The organism is Ruminococcus sp. YE282, assembly GCA_900101355.1.
Classification (GTDB): domain Bacteria; phylum Bacillota; class Clostridia; order Oscillospirales; family Acutalibacteraceae; genus Ruminococcoides; species Ruminococcoides bromii_A.
In genome coordinates this window covers 46,419-63,265 of the sequence record FMUV01000002.1, presented here as the reverse complement: position 1 = coordinate 63,265, position 16,847 = coordinate 46,419, and the positions used below count along the sequence as shown (strand labels likewise).

Annotated in this window: 15 protein-coding genes; 12 read left to right on the top strand and 3 right to left on the bottom strand. The window is 37.6% G+C overall.

The genetic code is table 11. The annotated features are described in order from the left end of the window. Positions 1-70 precede the first annotated feature (70 nt). The 7 genes from typA (at position 71) to BLP46_RS01500 (ending at position 8,781) form a co-directional block, all read left to right on the top strand. Positions 71-1,891 carry a translational GTPase TypA gene (gene typA / locus BLP46_RS01530; protein WP_092974537.1) on the top strand — a complete coding sequence of 607 codons (1,821 nt, stop codon included), beginning with the start codon at positions 71-73 and terminating at the stop codon, positions 1,889-1,891. Further along, positions 1,888-2,784 (top strand): 3'-5' exonuclease, encoded by an 897-nt coding sequence (locus BLP46_RS01525; protein WP_092974534.1) that lies wholly within the window; start codon positions 1,888-1,890, stop codon positions 2,782-2,784. The genes typA and BLP46_RS01525 overlap by 4 nt, the downstream gene beginning before the upstream one ends. A 158-nt stretch (positions 2,785-2,942) precedes the next feature. Then, entirely contained in the window at positions 2,943-4,655 is a 1,713-nt protein-coding gene (locus tag BLP46_RS01520) for a S1C family serine protease (RefSeq protein ID WP_092974531.1), read from the top strand. Positions 4,656-5,010: 355 nt separating this feature from the next. Then, positions 5,011-5,445 (top strand): hypothetical protein, encoded by a 435-nt coding sequence (locus BLP46_RS01515; protein ID WP_092974527.1) that lies wholly within the window; start codon positions 5,011-5,013, stop codon positions 5,443-5,445. 72 nt (positions 5,446-5,517) lie between these two features. Further along, the gene (locus BLP46_RS01510) at positions 5,518-6,888 is read left to right on the top strand and encodes an ABC transporter permease (protein WP_092974525.1); all 1,371 of its coding nucleotides are present in this window, start codon (positions 5,518-5,520) and stop codon (positions 6,886-6,888) included. 14 nt (positions 6,889-6,902) lie between these two features. Beyond that, a complete protein-coding gene (locus BLP46_RS01505) occupies positions 6,903-7,583 on the top strand; it encodes an ABC transporter ATP-binding protein (protein WP_092974522.1) in 681 nt (226 codons plus the stop codon). Continuing rightward, a complete protein-coding gene (locus BLP46_RS01500; RefSeq protein ID WP_092974519.1) occupies positions 7,573-8,781 on the top strand; it encodes an FtsX-like permease family protein in 1,209 nt (402 codons plus the stop codon). The genes BLP46_RS01505 and BLP46_RS01500 overlap by 11 nt, the downstream gene beginning before the upstream one ends. A gap of 110 nt (positions 8,782-8,891) precedes the next feature. On the opposite strand, the gene yajC is transcribed toward BLP46_RS01500, so the two are convergent. The 3 genes from yajC to queA form a co-directional block, all read right to left on the bottom strand. Further along, positions 8,892-9,326, bottom strand: coding sequence for a preprotein translocase subunit YajC (yajC, locus tag BLP46_RS01495; RefSeq protein ID WP_092974516.1), 435 nt, complete (start codon positions 9,324-9,326; stop codon positions 8,892-8,894). Positions 9,327-9,536: 210 nt separating this feature from the next. Continuing rightward, positions 9,537-10,667 carry a tRNA guanosine(34) transglycosylase Tgt gene (gene tgt / locus BLP46_RS01490; protein ID WP_092974513.1) on the bottom strand — a complete coding sequence of 377 codons (1,131 nt, stop codon included), beginning with the start codon at positions 10,665-10,667 and terminating at the stop codon, positions 9,537-9,539. 10 nt (positions 10,668-10,677) lie between these two features. Continuing rightward, positions 10,678-11,703: a tRNA preQ1(34) S-adenosylmethionine ribosyltransferase-isomerase QueA gene (gene queA, locus BLP46_RS01485; RefSeq protein WP_092974510.1), complete on the bottom strand. Its 1,026-nt coding sequence runs from the start codon at positions 11,701-11,703 to the stop codon at positions 10,678-10,680. A gap of 218 nt (positions 11,704-11,921) precedes the next feature. On the opposite strand from queA, the gene asd reads away from it, so the two are divergent. The 5 genes from asd to BLP46_RS01460 all read left to right on the top strand — a co-directional run bounded on the left by asd (position 11,922) and on the right by BLP46_RS01460 (position 16,710). Further along, on the top strand, positions 11,922-13,007 hold the full coding sequence (gene asd / locus BLP46_RS01480) for an aspartate-semialdehyde dehydrogenase (protein ID WP_092974507.1): 1,086 nt from the start codon (positions 11,922-11,924) through the stop codon (positions 13,005-13,007). A 15-nt stretch (positions 13,008-13,022) separates the two neighbouring features. Then, a complete protein-coding gene (dapA, locus tag BLP46_RS01475; protein WP_092974504.1) occupies positions 13,023-13,925 on the top strand; it encodes a 4-hydroxy-tetrahydrodipicolinate synthase in 903 nt (300 codons plus the stop codon). A 103-nt stretch (positions 13,926-14,028) separates the two neighbouring features. Next, positions 14,029-14,790: a 4-hydroxy-tetrahydrodipicolinate reductase gene (gene dapB, locus BLP46_RS01470; protein WP_092974501.1), complete on the top strand. Its 762-nt coding sequence runs from the start codon at positions 14,029-14,031 to the stop codon at positions 14,788-14,790. Positions 14,791-15,014: 224 nt separating this feature from the next. Beyond that, entirely contained in the window at positions 15,015-15,908 is an 894-nt protein-coding gene (locus tag BLP46_RS01465) for an ATP-binding cassette domain-containing protein (RefSeq protein WP_092974498.1), read from the top strand. Position 15,909: 1 nt separating this feature from the next. Beyond that, positions 15,910-16,710 carry an ABC transporter permease gene (locus BLP46_RS01460; protein ID WP_092974495.1) on the top strand — a complete coding sequence of 267 codons (801 nt, stop codon included), beginning with the start codon at positions 15,910-15,912 and terminating at the stop codon, positions 16,708-16,710. The last annotated feature ends 137 nt before the right edge of the window (positions 16,711-16,847 follow it).

Here is a 16,847-nt window from a genome sequence, read left to right as displayed (position 1 = left end):
AATTGAAATGCTATAATGATATAATTATAACGTATGTAAAACAAATTGATTTTTAGGGGACGTAAATATTATGGACGTAAGAGAAGATTTAAGAAATATTGCAATTATTGCCCACGTTGACCACGGCAAAACTACTCTTGTTGACCAGCTTTTAAAGCAAAGCGGTGTTTTCAGAAGCAATGAAACGGTAGAAGACAGAGTAATGGACTCCAATGACCTTGAGCGTGAACGCGGAATCACAATTCTTTCAAAGCCGACAGCCATAATGTATAACGGTATTAAAATCAATATCGTGGATACTCCGGGACACGCTGATTTCGGCGGCGAAGTTGAGCGTATTCTTCAGATGGTTGACGGCGTTGTACTTCTTGTTGACGCTTTTGAGGGCTGTATGCCGCAGACTCGTTTTGTATTAAAGAAAGCTCTTGGATTAGGCAAAAAGCCTCTTGTAGTGCTTAACAAAATCGACCGTCCGGGTGCTCGTCCCGAAGAAGTAGTTGACGAGGTTCTCGACTTGTTTATTGAGCTTGGTGCTGATGAAGACCAGCTGGAATTTCCTGTAATATATGCTTCTGCACGTGACGGATATGCAAGCACGGATTATAACAACCCCGGCACTGATATGAAGCCGCTGTTTGATGCGATTGTAAATGAAATTCCTGCTCCTCAGGGAGAACTCAATGCAGGTTTGCAGATACTTATTTCTAACATTGATTCCGATAAATTCGTAGGAAGAATCGGCGTCGGCAGAGTTGAAAGAGGTATTGCTAAGAACGGTCAGACAGCTGTACTGTGCCATACCGACGGCACAACACAAAATGTAAGAATTGCAAAGCTGTATCAGTTTGAGGGACTTAAAAGAATTGAGTGCGACGAGGCAAAGCTTGGCGATTTGGTTTGCATAAGCGGTGTTCAGGACATTAATATAGGTGAAACCATTTGTTCAACAGATTGTGTAGAGCCGCTTCCGTTTGTTAAAATTGACGAACCTACCGTATCAATGAACTTTATTGTTAATAATTCTCCGTTTGCCGGCAGAGAAGGTAAATACGTAACTTCAAGAAATCTGCGTGACAGACTTTTTAAAGAAACAGAGACAAACATTGCGCTGCGTGTCGAAGAAACAGACAGTGCCGATACATTCAAGGTTTCGGGCAGAGGTGAGCTTCACCTTTCAATACTTATTGAAACAATGAGACGTCAGAATTATGAATTTCAGGTTTCACGTCCTCAGGTAATTACCAAAACCATTGACGGCAAACTTTGCGAACCGATGGAATTTCTTATCATCGAAGTTCCGGATTCATACGTAGGTGCCGTAATGGAAAAACTCGGTTCCCGTAAGGCTGAGCTTATTAATATGGGTACACGTGACGGCGGAGTTACTCACATTGAGTTTAGAATCCCTGCAAGAGGACTTATGGGTTATAGACCTGAATTTCTTACAGATACAAACGGCAACGGAATTATGAATCACGTGTTTGACGGTTATGAACCGTTTAAGGGCGAAATTATCACCCGTCATCAGGGTTCTTTGATTGCGTTTGAAACCGGCGAAACTGTAACCTACGGTTTGTATGCTGCTCAGGAAAGAGGCAGATTGTTTATCGGACCCGGTGTGCCGGTTTACGAGGGTATGATTGTGGGTGCAAGTCCAAAAGCAGAAGACATAACAGTTAACGTATGCAAGAAAAAGCATATTACAAATACGCGTGCTTCAGGTTCCGATGACGCTCTTAAGCTTACGCCTCCGACTCAGATGTCACTTGAGCAATGCCTTGAATTTATCGCTGATGATGAACTTGTTGAGATAACTCCTGAGAGCATAAGAATGAGAAAGCGCATACTTTCAAAGGAACAGAGAATGAAGCAGGCTTTCCGTAAAAAATGAACTATATAATACTTGATTTAGAATGGAACGGTTCATACAGCAAGTCTGAACGAAAATTTATAAACGAAATAATTGAGTTTGGTGCAGTTAAGGTTGATAATGATTTTAATATAATTGATACATTTTCAACCTTGATTATACCTCAGATAGGTAAAAAAATTTGTAACCGCGTCAGTGAACTTACCAAAATTACTAATGATGAACTTAAAGATAACGGTATCACCTTTCAGCAAGCATCCGAAATGTTTACCGAGTTTTCCTCAGATTGCGTAATTATGACTTGGGGCAATTCGGATATTCACGCTTTGATAGATAATTATATGTATTACTATAATGATTATCATGTGCCGTTTCTTAAAAAGTACTGTGATATTCAAAAATATTGCGAAAAGTCAATGGGTATATACAATGCATCTCAGCAGATTGGTCTTTCAACCTGTGCCGAAGAACTCAAAGTTGGTTTTTCAGAGGAAGAACATCACAGGGCGACCGCCGACGCGGTGCTCAGTCTCAAATGCGTTAAAAAGCTGATTGATAAGTATCATATACAGGATTACATTGAAGACACTGATAATGATGATTTTTATCATAGGATTAAATTTAAGGCTCATTTTATCACTGACTTAAATTCTCCTGAAATTGATAAAAGCCAACTTGAGTTTAATTGCAAACTGTGCGGAGGTACCGCCAAACGCACTTCAAAGTGGAAAAGCAGAAATAAGGGCTTTTCGGCAAATTTTGAGTGTAACGATTGCAAAAGAGCCTTTATAGGCAGAGTATACTTTAAAAAGAAATATGATGGTATACAGGTTAATAAAAAGGTGTATTACAAACCTGAGCCTGATGAAAATACCGATTGTGAGTCAAAGGGAAATAAGACCGGCGATAATTAAACAGATTGTGCGAGCAATCTGTTTTTATTTTAAAATGTATAATATCTCACAATATTCATAATCATTTCAATGTGAGTTCATATAATTTTCACTTTTCGGCTTTATTATTAAGCCATCATAAAGAACAACAAGTGCTGTTCAGACTGGAGGAATTAATTATGGCAGATTTTTATGAATTTGATAAAGACTTAAACGGCGAAAATATAGAACCTAACAGCGAGCCAAACGATAAGACAGATAATTTTGAAGACATCAAAAGTTCATCGGCTGATACACAGGAACAGTCTTCTGAGCAGGAGAATGCTTCGGGCGAAAGTTCCTATGAATGGAATTCCGATTCCACACAGCAGCAAACTTCAAGCAATGAATATCATTATTCATACGTAAACGGAAATAATGAAAACGCTTCTCATAACCCGAACAACTATGATAATGCGTATTCATCAACAAGCTACAATCCTTATTCATCATCCGACACATCTTCAACGTCAAACCAAAGTTCTTCATACGGCGACTCGTATAACTATAATAACCAGCAGAGCACATACAACGGATATTCTTCTAACCCCAATTACGGCGGAACAACATATTCTCAGTACAATGCTCAGTCGGCTCCCAAAGCAAAAGGCAAGCCAAAGAAGAACAAGGTTAAAAAGCCCAAAAAGCCTGTATCAAGAGGTTTTATCGCAGCAATGCTTGCAGTAACAGTTGTTGCTTCGGGTGCAGTCGGATTCGGCGGAGGATACCTTGCAAACAGCCTCGGCAACGGAAATTCAAACGGCTTGACAGTAAATCAGGTATCTGCAAGCAATACATCGTCTAATGCGTCAAATTCAACTTCTACCACATCTGATGTAGTAAAAAAGGTTGCTGACAGTGTGGTTGAAATTGCTACCGAAGCAGTTGTAACCGGAAATTTTGCCCAGCAGTATGTACAGCAGGGTGCCGGTTCGGGTGTAATTATATCTGATGACGGTTATATTATCACAAATTACCATGTAATTGAAGGTGCTAACAATATCACTGTTACACTCAGAGACGGTACAACAAATTATACTGCAACTCTTGTCGGCGGCGACAAGGACAACGATATTGCGTTGTTAAAGATTGACGCAACAGGTCTTTCCCCGGCAACATTCGGCGACAGTTCAAACCTTGCAGTCGGCGATTATGTTGTTGCAATCGGTAATCCGCTTGGCGAACTCGGCGGAACTGTTACCGACGGTATTATCAGTGCACTTGCACGTGAAGTAAAGATTGATGATAACAATATGACTCTTCTTCAAACAAATGCCCAGATTAGCCCAGGTAACTCAGGCGGCGGTCTTTTCAATTCAAACGGCGAGTTGATTGGTATAACAAATGCTAAGGACAGTGCAACAGAGGTTGAAGGTATTTCGTTTGCTATCCCGATTAACAATGTTCTTGATATAATCAACGACCTAAAATCATACGGATATGTTACCGGCAAGATTGACCTTGGTATGCAGCTTACCGATATAAACTCAAATACCGCTTTTTATTACGGTATGAGTCAGACAGGATGCTATGTTTCATCAGTAACCAAAGGCTCAAATGCCGAGCAGGCAGGTTTTAAGGCTGCTGATTTGATTACCAAAGTTAATGATACCGAGGTTTCATCAACAAGCGATGTTGATAAGGCTCTTAAGGATTGCAAGGTAGGGGATAAGGTTAAATTTACTGTTAGCAGAAGCGGTCAGACTACCGAGCTTACTTTGACTCTTGCCGAATATGTTCCTACATCAAGCAATACTAAAAATTCATCAAAAACTACGCAAAACAGCAGTGCCGATTCAGATGATTCTGATTCAAACAATGACTTTTGGTCACAAATGTTTGGTTGGCAATAAATTTTAATAAAATACAATAATGTGTTTAAAAAGCATACTTGAAGCTTAATTGTTTCAGGTATGCTTTTTTGTTTTGTAAAATATAGATAAAACTTCAACGAAATGTTTGTTGACTATTTTGGCAGGATAACGTAAAGTTCGACAAAATGTGTTCAAAATATGTGTTATAATTAAATCGAATGATAAATATTAGACTAATTCATTTAATAAGATAGCAGATAATTGTTATTATTTAATAATTAAAGGGCCTTTTAAAATATTCTTTAAAATGAGGTGAGTCCAATGTACTTATATCTTGTGTTCGTGTTCAAAAGTATGAAGATGCAAATATAAAAAATTTATGGGAGGTTTAAGTATGAATTACAGGTTTATGAAACTCAGGCGAGTGGCATTGGTAGCCTTATCAGTTGTATGTACACTTTCAACTACAACGGCAATATGTGCAAATGCCGCATCAGAAAAATATACTCATACAGTAAGTGTCAATTCCGGTACCGGTTCAGATGATGCTGAATGGATAAGCATGAAGCAAGCAGCTAAGGTAACGGATGAGTTTGCCGGATATCCTACAATTTATAATACTAGTTCATCCACAAACAAGTCAAGAGCCGAACACGGAACAACCGGCACCAAAACTGCGTATAAGTCATTTACGTTATACGATGGCAGGTCGGCACCTGTTTCGGTTGATTACGGAAAATTGAATTATACAGGAAGTTGGCGACTGTATTATTATCATGTGAGCGGCGGTGGCTTTAGAGATTCGGTAACAACTATTAAGTGGTACTGATTCTACTAATTATTTATTCTTTGCCAATTATCGGCTTTTGCCGATAATTGGCATTTTTAAAGGGTGAATTCAATGAAATTTTCAAGCGTTAGATTTTTAGCTCGTGCTAATATAAAAGGAAATAAAAGGGGCAATTTGATTGTAGGTATAATGTTTTTTATGGTTATTTCATTGGCGTTAATTCCTTGTTTTTCAATTACGGTTACTAATTCGGTTAATGAACGCAAAGATGATTTTAGGTCTCGTTGTTTAGAATTAGACCCGTGGGACAAAGAACTTACAATTGATGCATTGGACAGTATAAGAAAAATCAATCATGTACAGGAAGTTGATATGCTCCAGGGTATGAGAGATATTGGCTTTGATTTGATTGAAATAGATGATGAAAATGCAAATAATGCTCAGAAACAAAGTTTTACTGTTCCTGAAAATGCTAATATTATAACATCATCATTAATAGGCAGTGAGAAAAGAAACGTTATTGCGGGTAAAAGCCTTGATGAATCACCCGAATACAGTTGCATTGTTCCTAATACCATTGATTTGTCTTCAGGTTCCGAAAATGACGATTCTGATTACATTGACGGCAAAAGTCTTATAGGAAAGACGCTTGTGGTTACTACAAGCGAAACAAATAAATTTGCCTTGCTTTATAATTACTTTAACAATGAGCAAAGCGGAAACGAATGGGTGAGTTTGCCGTCTCTTGTTTTTAAACTTAAAGTAGTAGGTACATATTACAAATCTCCGACAAGTTTTGGGTATGGAGGAACTGTGTTTGTTTCTGAAAAAACAGGTAAGAGTATCGTTGAACAGGAGTTAAAAGCAGGCGGATATGATTTAAACTCTAATAAATCCGATGTTGAAAAATGGTGGAGCACGCCAAGTTTGCGTACACACTATGTTGTTGTAGATAAATATGATAATATTTCATATGTTTATAGCGAGGTAAGTAAGATGGGATATACCTGTGCCAACGACCCCGAGTTGGGAACAAGCGAAAGCGTATTTATTATGGCAAATATTCTTAATGTTGCAAGTTCTGTTTTGGTGATAGCTCCTGTGGTATTGTTTATTTTTATTATTATTCAATCAATAGTTTTTAATATTAAAAATCGCAAGGGCGAGATAGGTCTGCTGAAATCTGTTGGATATAAGGACACACAGATATTTCTTACAATGTTTTTTGAACAGCTTACATTAATATTTAGAGGCTTTTTAATCGGAGGTGCTTTTTCAGCTGTATTTATTGCTGTTGCAAATCTTATTAATTGTAATTCCGAATCTTATGTAAATCGACTTTATATTGTAAAATGGAGCGATTTTATTACATTATTGGTTGTATCATTGGTAATTGCTATGTTTATATTATTTCTATGCCAATTAATAACCGTTAAAAAGATAACCAAAATCCAACCCAAAGATGCAATGTATGATAATTAAATCAAGGAGAGAGTATGAACACAATACAATTAATTAATGTTACAAAAACTTATAAAAACGGAGTCACGGCTTTACACGATGTATCTTTGACATTAAAAGAAGGAGATTTCATATCTGTTATGGGACAGTCAGGCAGCGGAAAAAGCACTTTGCTTCAAATAGCGGGATTGCTTGATATTTGTACATCGGGTAATGTGATTATAAATAATGAGGATGTCTCAATGGTTGCCAAAAATAAGCTTGCAGATATTCGTTTAAAATCACTTGGATTTGTATTTCAGGCTTTTAATCTGAACAGTCATCTTAAGGTTTATGAAAACATTATGGTTCCTATGCTAATAAATCCGGATTTTAAAGATAAAGCTCAAATGAAAAAAAAGGCAGAGGAGCTTACAGAGCGATTGGGGCTTTCTCATCGTATTAACCATTATCCGTCCGAGCTTTCGGGCGGCGAACAGCAAAGAGTTGCAATTGCAAGGGCTATGGCAAACGAACCTGATTTTATTCTTGCCGATGAACCGACAGGTAATCTCGACAGTAAAAATGAAATTATGATTTTCCAAGAGTTGAAAAAATTATCAGAATCAGGCAAAGGCGTACTTGTTGTCAGTCATAATGACGCAGTAATTCATTTTGCAGACAAGATATTCATAATGAAAGATGGTGTATTAGGGGAAAACATAAATGAAAAATAGATATCTTAATATGTTGGTTAAAGCCTCTGTGTTGTCTAACAAGCTTGCAATTTCATTCTTTTCGTGTTTCGTAATGTTAGAAAGTATTCTTGTCTTAATATCATTGGGAATAATTATTCCGTTGAAATCAAATATAGAGAACAATGTAAACAATCATATTGTTTGCAGAGAACTTGACGCTAAGTTTAATGAGAATCAGTCAAATGACGAGATAGAGGAGAGTGTTGCAAAAATTAAGAGCTTGGAACACGTTGTTGATATGTATCCCTTACCTGAACAGATTATCGCAACAGAAGAGTCCGGCAGTTTATTTAGTGAATATAAACTGTCATATGTGCATAACGGTTTTGATTTGAAAATAACTTCAGGAAGAAAATTCGATGAAAACGAGACCGGAGTTGCATTAGTTCCGGACAAAATAAGCGATTTTAACGAAAGTAAGCATATTATTAATGAAGTTTCAGGCTCGGATTTGATTGGCAAAACACTTGAGTTTGCAGATGAATGTCAAAACCTGCATAAGCTGAAAATCGTAGGTGCATATAATGCGTCAGACCCGATTTTTCAAAGCGGTGAAGTACTTATTCCACAGAAAGAGTTGTTGGAATTTGATAAATTGCTTTTTAAAACCTCAAACGGGAGAAACATATCCTCATCATTCGGCAGGTCATATAAAATTCTTATAGATGATGTTTCAAATGTTGATTTTATAAAGAATGAGGTTACATATTATTGTAATGCTTTTCAAGAGCCGCTTAATTTTGATGTACAGCTTTATAATATTGCTCTGTATATATTGCTTGGTGCATTGCTTTTGTTTATAGTTTTAGCAATTATCGGGCTGTATTTATTTGTAAAAGGAAGTACAGATAACAAGACCAATGAACTTGCTTTATATCGTTCTCTCGGGTATAAATCCACGCATATATTTTATATTTTGTTTTCGGAGTATATGGTATTTGGATTTATATCAGTTATATTGGGCAGTTTTATAACTGTGGTTGTTGAGCACTTTTTTGTAAATCCATACCTTTATTCCTTAGTAGGTAACTCTATTATGGAAATTAAAACAAGTGTGAATATCTTTGATGTGGTTGCGATTTTGCTCTTTTTTATTGCTGTACTTTTTGTTGTATGCAGAAAAGCTGTCAGACGTTCAGAGTATATTGATTTGACTGTTTTGTTAAGAGAAAGGTAATCAAAATTACTTTATCATGTAAAACGTTTTGTCTGTTTAAAATGTTTAATATAAAAATTGTGCATCTGCCGTAAACACAGCAGATGCACAATGATTTCTATGAATATTTATTATTTATCAGATTCGGTTTTAGCAGTTGAAGCATTCTGTTCTTCGTTCTTTTTGCGATTGAACAAACCGAAACTCTTTTTCTCTGTCTTTGAATCAGCAGGTTTTTCCTTAACAGTGTCAACAGTAGAAATACACCATTTTTTGAATTTCATTTTAACTCTGTCTGAACCTGTTTCAATTATGATAGCGTCTTCGTCATCTTTGATTGCGACAACTCTGCCCATAATTCCGCCGATAGTAGTGATTTCATCACCAATTTCAAGTGAGTTTCTCATCTCGGCTTCTTCTTTTTTCTTCTTTGAGTTAGGTCTTATCAGGAAGAAATACATAAAAGCAATAATAACAACCCAAATCAAAATCATGGGAAGCATACTGCCCAAACCTGCTGGATTGCTTGCCTGAGTATCGGCTAAAATCGGTAAAATATTTGTCATTCTTTTCATTCCTTTCATACAATATATTGATTATATCAGTTTTGTACATCAGTTGCAAGAATTTTTTGAAATTTTATTAATTTAAAATTCATTCTCTGTGATATTTATGCATAGCGTCAGCTACTCAGTGCTTCAGCGGGAAATTATAGTCTCAGGTGAATTTCCGGTGTGGCGTTTGCCGCCAAAGAATTACGCCATCCGCACCAAGATTTATATTCTTACTCCCAAAATATTACGCTGTTTTTCGTAAAACTGAGTGAAAGTACCGTTGTCAAGCTCGTTTCTGATTACTTCCATAAGATTATTATAGAAATATAGGTTGTGCATAACGGCAAGTCTCATACCCAGCATTTCTCCGCTTTTCAGAAGATGTCTTATATAAGCTCTTGAGAAATTTTTACAGGTTGGGCAGTCGCAATGTTCATCAATCGGCCTGTTGTCAGTTTCATACTTTGCGTTGTTAATGTTTCTTACGCCTTCCCAGGTGAAAAGCTGACCGTGTCTTGCGTTTCTGCTCGGCATAACGCAGTCAAAAAGGTCTACGCCTCTTGCCACTGCTTCAAGAATATTAACAGGCGTGCCTACGCCCATAAGGTATCTGATTTTGTCCTTTGGCGCATAAGGTTCAACGTTTTCAATGATTTCATACGTTTTTTCAGTGGTTTCACCGACTGCAAGGCCGCCTATTGCATATCCGTCAAGGTCAAGCTCTGCAATTTCTTTCATATGTTCAATTCGCAAATCATTATATATTCCGCCCTGGTTAATGCCAAACAACATTTGCTCTTTATTTATGGTAGTATCAAGACTGTTAAGGCGTTTCATTTCTGCAACGCATCTTTTTAACCAACGTGTTGTTCTTTCAACGCTCTTTTTTGTATAATCATACGGAGACGGATTTTTAACACACTCATCAAATGCCATTGCAATTGTTGAACCGAGGTTGGACTGAATTTGCATACTTTCTTCCGGACCCATAAAAATCTTTCTGCCGTCAATATGAGAATTAAAATAAACGCCTTCCTCTTTTATGTTTCTCAGATTAGCAAGGGAAAAGACTTGGAATCCGCCGCTGTCGGTAAGAATAGGTCCGTCCCAGCGGGTGAATTTATGAAGACCTCCAAGCTCTTTTACCTTTGTATCTCCGGGCCTTATATGAAGATGATAAGTGTTGCACAGCTGAACCTGACATTTTAAATTCTTTAAGTCAAGCGCAGAAACTCCGCCCTTGATAGCTCCGCCGGTTGCCACATTCATAAAAGCAGGAGTTTGAAAAGTTCCGTGCGGAGTAACAAATTCCGCTCTGCGGGCATTGCCCTCGGTTTTAATAAGTTTGTACATAATTTTCCTCCTAATATATAAACATAGCGTCTCCAAAAGAAAAGAATCTGTACTTTTCCTGAACCGCAACCTTATATGCATTCATAATTTTATCGTATCCCGCAAAAGCACTGACAAGCATTATAAGGGTGCTTTCCGGAAGGTGGAAGTTGGTTATAAGTCCGTCAAGCACCTTGAATTTATATCCCGGATAAATGAATATGTCGGTAAATCCGTCGCAAGCTTTAATTTCTCCGTATTGTGTTGCCACGCTTTCAAGTGTTCTGCATGATGTTGTACCGACGGCAATAACACGTCCGCCGTTTTTCTTGGTTTTGTTTATAAGCTCTGCGGTTTCTTTAGGAATTTCATAATGTTCACTGTGCATTTTGTGCTTTGTCACATCATCAACCTTAACCGGTCTGAATGTTCCCAAGCCGACATGCAAGGTAACATACGCAATATTTACGCCCTTTGCTTTTATCTTGTCCATTAATTCGGTTGTAAAATGAAGTCCGGCAGTGGGAGCGGCAGCCGAGCCGAGTTCATGACTGTAAACGGTTTGGTACCTTTCCTTGTCTTTTAATTCTTCGGTTATATAAGGGGGAAGAGGCATTTGACCGATTTTGTCAAGAGTGGCAAAGAAGTTCTCGTCACAGTCAAAGTCAACCACTCGATTACCGTCGTCTTTAACCTCCAAAACTTTTCCTTTTAAAATACCGTCGCCAAATGAAAATTCGGCACCCTCACGTGCTTTTTTTCCCGGCTTGCAAAGAGTTTCCCACTTGTTTCCGCTTATTTGTTTTAACAGCAAAAACTCCACTCTTGCGCCTGTTTCGGCTTTGGTTCCGTAAATTCTTGCAGGCAAAACCCTTGAGTCGTTGCATACAAGCAGGTCGCCCTCGTTTAAACTGTCTATGACGTCACGAAAGTGCTTGTGTGATATTTCTCCGCTTTTTCTGTCAAGCAGCAGTAGCCTTGAACTGTCGCGCGGTTCAACGGGAGTTTGAGCAATGAGTTCCTTAGGTAAATCATAATAAAAATCGCTTGTTTTCATTTTAATCCTCTCAACCTTGAAAAATCTTCATAAAATATTAGAAATCATATCAGTAAAATAATTGACAATGATAATGTAAAATGTTATATTATAAATTAATAATAGGCAGTAGATGTTAGTTTGAAACAGCTTTTACAACATACTGTTTCTATAATATAATATTTAGTCGAATAAGGCAACTGCTTTTTTAAAAAAATGTTTAATTCGGAGGTATCATTGTGAAAAATTATAAGGTAGGTATTATCGGAGCAACAGGAATGGTTGGTCAGCGTTTTGCACTTTTGCTTGAAAATCATCCCTGGTTTGAAGTAACTGCTCTTGCGGCAAGCGCAAGAAGTGCAGGCAAAAAATACAGCGAAGCTGTTGACGGAAGATGGCATATGACTGCTCCGTTGCCTGAAAAATTTAAAGATATGGTACTTATTGACGCAGAAAATGTTGAAGAAGTTGCTTCAAAAGTTGACTTCTGTTTCTGCGCCGTAAATATGAAAAAAGACGAAATAAAAGCTCTTGAAGAGAAATACGCAAAGGCTGAATGCCCAATCGTTTCCAATAATTCGGCTCACCGCTTTACACCGGATGTACCTATGGTTATTCCTGAGATAAATGCAGACCACATAAAGATTATTGAAGCTCAGAGAAAACGTCTCGGAACAAAACGCGGATTTGTTGCAGTAAAATCAAATTGCTCGCTCCAGAGCTATGTGCCTGCAATCCATCCTTTAAAAGAACTCGGTGTAGATAAGGTTCTTGCTTGTACATATCAGGCAATTTCAGGCGCAGGCAAAACTTTCAAAACATGGCCTGAAATGATTGATAATGTAATTCCGTATATCGGCGGCGAAGAAGAAAAATCTGAGAAAGAGCCCCTCAAAATCTGGGGCAAAATCGAAGGCGACAAGATTGTTACCACTGATGATATTTCAATCACATCACAGTGCATCCGTGTTCCTGTTTCCGATGGCCACACAGCGGCAGTATTTATGTCATTTAAAGACGGCGTAAAGAAACCTTCTGTTGACGAAATTATCAAAGTTTGGGAAAATTACAGCGGCAGAGCACAGGAATTAAAACTTCCGAGTGCACCAAAGCAGTTTTTACATTACTTTACTGAGCCTGACCGCCCACAGATTAAGTCTGAGAGAAACCTTGAAAACGGTATGGCAATTTCTGTCGGCAGACTCAGAGAAGATACTCAGTATGATTATAAGTTTGTTTGTATGTCACACAACACATTAAGAGGAGCAGCCGGAGGCGCAGTTCTGCTTGCAGAGCTTCTTTGCGCTGAGGGCTATATGGATTAATTTGGAGGTTTATTTATGTCAAACCACATTTTTACAGGCTCGGGTGTTGCAATAGTAACACCAATGAAGTCTGACGGTTCGGTTAATTACGATGAATTTGGAAAGATTCTTGAATTTCATGTTCAAAACGGTACAGACGCAATTATAGCCTGCGGTACAACAGGCGAATCGGCAACTCTTTCAGAAAAGGAACACTGCGAAGTTTTGTCCTTTGTTGCCGAAAAAATTAACGGCAGAATCCCTGTTGTTGCCGGAACAGGCAGCAACGACACTTCAACTGCCGTAATGCTTTCAAAATCAGCTCAAAAGACCGGTGCAGACGCACTTTTGTGTGTTACACCGTATTATAACAAGACTTCACAGGCAGGTCTTATCAAGCATTACAATGTAATTGCAGATGCAGTTGATTTGCCTATAATACTTTATAACGTGCCGTCACGTACCGGCTGCAACATCAAGCCGAAAACTTATCAGGAACTTTGCAAGCATCCAAACATTGTTGCTGCCAAGGAGGCAAGCGGCAATATTTCTCAGGTTGCGCTCATTCGTTCACTTTGCGGTGATAATCTTGATATTTATTCAGGAAATGATGACCAAACAGTTCCGTTTATGTCGCTTGGTGCACTTGGCGTAATTTCTGTGTTTGCAAACATTTGTCCTGCAGAGATGCACAAGATTTGTCAGCTGTGTCTTGATAATAACTTTGCTGAAGCTCAAAAGCTCAATTTCCACTATCTTGAGCTTATGAATGAGCTCTTCAGCGATGTAAACCCAATTCCGATAAAAACAGCTATGAATCTTTTCGGATTTGATGCAGGCGAATGCAGACTTCCGCTTGTTCCGATGAGTGTTGCAGGTTATCACGACCTCAAGGATTGTCTTGCAAAGTATGATTTGCTTGGCAAAGCTCCTAAATAATAACATTAAGTTGGGGCGATTTTTCGCCCCACTTTTTTTAAAGTATTAATCTATGATATTTAAAATTTTCGGAATTAACTAAATTCTGTAAAGGGGAATAAAAATGGTAAATGTAGCGATAGTCGGCTGTAACGGCAAGATGGGCGGTTTTGTTGCCGCAGCGGTTGCCGAAAACAAAGAGACTAAAACAATGTTCGGAATTGACGCTTTTGGTGAAAAGGACTTCGACTTTCCTGTTTACAAAAGTTTTCTTGATGTAACAGATAAACCTGACGTTATAATTGATTTTTCAAACCCTGCTGTTCTTGACGATATGCTTGAATTTGCTGTTAAAGATTCCGTTCCGTGCGTAATTTGCACTACCGGATACTCTAAAGAACAGGTTCAAAAAATAAAAAACGCTTCTAACAAAGTGGCTGTTTTTTATTCGGGAAATATGTCGCTCGGAATCAATGTTTTGATAGAGCTTGCAAAAAGTGCCGCAAAGGTACTTGGCGGTCAGTTTGATATTGAAATTATTGAGAAGCATCACAACCAGAAACTTGACGCCCCGAGCGGAACCGCCCTTATGATAGCAGACGGAATTTCATCAGAACTTTCCGAAGAACCACAGTATGTATTTGACAGACACACTTACCGCAAGAAGCGTGAGAAAAACGAAATCGGAATCTCATCAATCCGAGGTGGCACTATTGTCGGTGAACATGAAGTAATATTTGCAGGTCATGATGAGGTGGTAACAATTTCACACCAGGCTCAGTCAAAGGAAGTATTCGCAGTCGGTTCGGTTAATGCCGCAGTATTTTTGGCTAATCAAAAACCCGGAATGTATGATATGGGCAATCTTCTTTTATCAAAAATCTAATAAATAGTTTTAAAAACGTTAAAGGCACGATTTTTTAAAGTCGTGCTTTTTTTATTTTTAAACTATTTTTAAAAAATAAAATAAGTATATTAAATTATATTTACTGTTTATTGTTGTTGATAAATGATGATTTATAGATATAATTTATTTTGAAATTTGAAGGTCACAGAAAAGTTTAGCAACAAATTAATTGCTATCATGTTTATACTGAAAGGAGTTTTGTTATGAGTACTGTATTAAAAACGTACAACCTTAACAAAAAATACGGCAGCAAATTAGTTTCAAACAATATCAGCCTTACAATTAACAGAGGTGATATTTACGGCTTTGTAGGGAAAAACGGTGCAGGAAAAACCACGCTTATGCGTCAAGTGTTAGGTATGGCTTTCCCGACGGACGGTATCATTCAACTGTTTGACGGTGAACCTCTCGATTTGGCACGTCGGAAAATCGGTTCTCTTATCGAAGCTCCCGCTGTTTACAAAAAATGCTCTGCATATGAAAATATGAAACGCTTTGCATTTCTTTGCAACAGTTCTGACAAACAAATTAAAGATATACTTGATTACGTTGGCTTGGGCAACACAGGAAATAAGACTGCCGGACAGTTTTCACTCGGTATGCGTCAACGCCTCGGCATTGCAATTGCGTTGCTCGGCAATCCTGAATTTTTGATATTAGATGAACCGATTAACGGGCTTGACCCAACGGGTATTATTGAAATAAGAGATTTAATCCTAAGGCTTAACCGTGACAAAGGCATTACTTTTATGGTATCGAGTCACCTTCTCGAAGAACTTTCAAAAATTGCTACCTGTTACGGATTTATTTCAGAGGGACGGCTTATAGAAGAAGTTACCGCAAAAGAACTTGCTGAAAAGTGCAGCGATAGGGTGAAAATTGAATTGGATAATCCCGAGAAAGCAATATCTTTGCTTTCAAATTCTGTTCCGCAAGATATGATTCACCTGCATGAGGGTATCATTTATATTGACACAGGACTTGACAGGACCGGTGAATTTAATAAAATGCTTGTTAAAAACGGTGTAACGGTTAAACAAATCTGTCTTCATTCAATTAAACTTGAGGATTATTTCTTACGTAAGGTAGGTGTCTGATATGAGTAAAGTATTTTCTTTTGAACTTCATAAATTATTCAGATCAAAGAGTTTTTATATTTGGACCGTAATCTCAATTGCATTAAGTACTTTGTTCTTGGTTGTTTCTTTCTTTGTATATAAAACAGTTAATTCAGAAGCTTTTATCCTGGCTGTTCAGGAAAGCGACCCATCAACAAACAGTTTAATCATGCAGCCCGAAAACGGTATTATCAGTATGGTTAGGTTTTTTGCAAAAAGCCCGATAGCATTTTGTATTATGGTATTTGTGTACAGTTTTGTTTGCGATGACTTTGAAAACGAAATTTTGAAAAATGTAATTTCAAAGGGTTACAGCAGAACAGTTATTTTTATCGCAAAATATATCACTTTGTTAATTGCGTCTTGTATAATTACGGCGCTGAACGCAATAATTGTTTTTGCAGTTTCAACCGCTTTATACGGCAATATAGGAGAGAGTTATGGCACTCTGATTCCGCAAATGTTGCTTTTGTTTTTTGGAATTATGACATTTACAGGACTGTTTTTTATGCTTTGTACAATCGTAAAAAAGAATGCTCCCGCTGTTATAATATCAATTCTCTCTCTGTTGCTTTTACCGCAGGCTCTCAGTCTTGTGAATATGGGATTGAAACTTAAGAACTTTGATTTCTGTGTTTTGTGGTTTGGAAGTCAGTTTGATTCTATATCAAATGCAAACGTAACGGCGGGAATGCTTGCGGGGGCCGCAGTTTGCTTTGTTATTTATTTTATAATAACTTATATTGTGTTGATTGTTTCGGTTAGAAAAATGGAAGTTTAATCAGCTTATTCCTATTATAAATGAATATTAAATATAATAAAGCACGGTGTAAAAACCGTGCTTTTTGTGTACCAATTTATTTTCTGACATAGTATGTTATTAATAACAGAATAGCGATATATGCAAAACTATGTGCG

Bases quoted from the DNA above. Each gene is read 5' to 3' on its own strand.
- BLP46_RS01520 (WP_092974531.1), top strand. From the start codon at position 2,943: ATGGCAGATTTTTATGAATTTGATAAAGACTTAAACGGCGAAAATATA.
- BLP46_RS01505 (WP_092974522.1), top strand. From the start codon at position 6,903: ATGAACACAATACAATTAATTAATGTTACAAAAACTTATAAAAACGGA.
- typA (WP_092974537.1), top strand. From the start codon at position 71: ATGGACGTAAGAGAAGATTTAAGAAATATTGCAATTATTGCCCACGTT.
- queA (WP_092974510.1), bottom strand. From the start codon at position 11,703: ATGAAAACAAGCGATTTTTATTATGATTTACCTAAGGAACTCATTGCT.
- tgt (WP_092974513.1), bottom strand. From the start codon at position 10,667: ATGTACAAACTTATTAAAACCGAGGGCAATGCCCGCAGAGCGGAATTT.
- dapA (WP_092974504.1), top strand. From the start codon at position 13,023: ATGTCAAACCACATTTTTACAGGCTCGGGTGTTGCAATAGTAACACCA.
- yajC (WP_092974516.1), bottom strand. From the start codon at position 9,326: ATGACAAATATTTTACCGATTTTAGCCGATACTCAGGCAAGCAATCCA.
- BLP46_RS01465 (WP_092974498.1), top strand. From the start codon at position 15,015: ATGAGTACTGTATTAAAAACGTACAACCTTAACAAAAAATACGGCAGC.
- BLP46_RS01510 (WP_092974525.1), top strand. From the start codon at position 5,518: ATGAAATTTTCAAGCGTTAGATTTTTAGCTCGTGCTAATATAAAAGGA.
- BLP46_RS01515 (WP_092974527.1), top strand. From the start codon at position 5,011: ATGAATTACAGGTTTATGAAACTCAGGCGAGTGGCATTGGTAGCCTTA.
- BLP46_RS01525 (WP_092974534.1), top strand. From the start codon at position 1,888: ATGAACTATATAATACTTGATTTAGAATGGAACGGTTCATACAGCAAG.
- BLP46_RS01460 (WP_092974495.1), top strand. From the start codon at position 15,910: ATGAGTAAAGTATTTTCTTTTGAACTTCATAAATTATTCAGATCAAAG.
- dapB (WP_092974501.1), top strand. From the start codon at position 14,029: ATGGTAAATGTAGCGATAGTCGGCTGTAACGGCAAGATGGGCGGTTTT.
- BLP46_RS01500 (WP_092974519.1), top strand. From the start codon at position 7,573: ATGAAAAATAGATATCTTAATATGTTGGTTAAAGCCTCTGTGTTGTCT.